At 35.4% G+C, this 1,364-nt stretch carries 1 protein-coding gene and 1 pseudogene; both read right to left on the bottom strand.

Annotation, left to right across the window (positions count from 1 at the left end; genetic code table 11):
- Positions 1–677, bottom strand: a 677-nt coding sequence (locus AC1DTM_RS26665; protein ID WP_477001299.1) for a nuclease/transposase family protein, incomplete at its 3' end; no start/stop codon positions are given.
- A gap of 35 nt (positions 678–712) precedes the next feature.
- Positions 713–949 (bottom strand): annotated as a pseudogene (gene tnpA, locus AC1DTM_RS26660) (IS200/IS605 family transposase); the annotation flags it as partial.
- Positions 950–1,364 lie beyond the last annotated feature (415 nt).

Raw genomic sequence — 1,364 nt, 5'->3', positions numbered from 1 at the left:
TCTACACCTAAATCGCAACTCAAAGCGTTACTAGTAGTCGTGGATTGTTTCTTCATTTGAGAAACGTGCATCTCATATGTGTAATGCACCTCAAAGAACCGACCTTTTTGCTTCGGTACAATCTCAATGTAGGAGATTTTTTTATTTCTTACATTTTTAGGCATACGTATTTTAATGGAACCGAATTTTTTTCTGAATGCCACATTCATTGGAATCAKCCAATACCCGTTATCATCCACTTTTGGAACTTGATAGATTTCAATAATTCGTTTGTCAGTTGAACCGGAATAATTCGGAAACTTAGGACGCCCTGTGAAGGTTTCTGGTTTTTTTTTCCACTGTTCCAATGCTTTAAAAAAGCTCTTCACTTCTGTAAATAAGGCTCTACGAATCGCTTGAACAGAGTTTGATTGAATGCCCGAGTAATTCAAATCGGCTTGCATGGCAGTATCCACTTCTTTTACAGTAGCCATTTTATTATGATTCAAATAACTTTTTTTTATGGTGTACAATCCAACATTTCGCAATGCTTTTGAACTATGTGACATGCGCTGAAGTAAACGAAATTCTTTTGCTGTGAGACAAGCTCGTCCGATATTCTGTTTCTGCGTGAATCGTTGCATGGTTTCTCTTTTCTTTTGTTTACGTAATACTTTCACTGCTTTCTTTCTAGCCATTGTTTTCACCACCTTTCTCAGAGAGTTCATTAAAATTATTGCTTTCCTTGTGATTCAATGTACTTACGGATAGAATCTATAGGTACACCGCCCGTTGTTAAAAGACAATAACTTCGAGACCAAAACATTTCTTTCCATAGATCATGTTTTATCTTAGGAAAATCTCGTTTCAGGAAACGAGAACTAACACTTTTGTAACTGTTAATCGCTTTTGACAAATCATTATTTGGAACGAAACGGAACAAAATATGAACATGATCTTCATCGTAATTCCTTTTGGCTCAAGTAACCAAATGATTATTATTATCCAATTTCGTTGTCTTACGATATATTCCCTCCTTATCTACGACAGATTATATCGTAAGACAAAAAGAAACAAATATTCGCCCTCAAAAAATTGTTATGAACGAAACAAAAGTGTTTGGTCTACCTTCTGACGGCAATTCATCTCCACCTGAATTGTTGGGTTTCACCCGTAACGCAAATCAGATGGAGTCTGCTTGCCGAAAGGGATAAAATAAAGTGAGGCTTTCATTAGCTGGCTACATATAAGAAGTCTTATAAAAGGGGAATCTAGTATGAAATATAAAATACATTGGTTGTATAAAACGAAGCGTGGTTTACAAACTGAATTAACAACAGATTATATGAACATAGAAGAAGTACTTAAATTTGCGGAGGATTTTG

It is taken from the genome of Bacillus sp. P4_D3 (assembly GCF_056401855.1).
The sequence above is the reverse complement of the archived record's forward strand: the minus strand, read 5'-3'. Positions and strand labels throughout refer to the sequence as shown.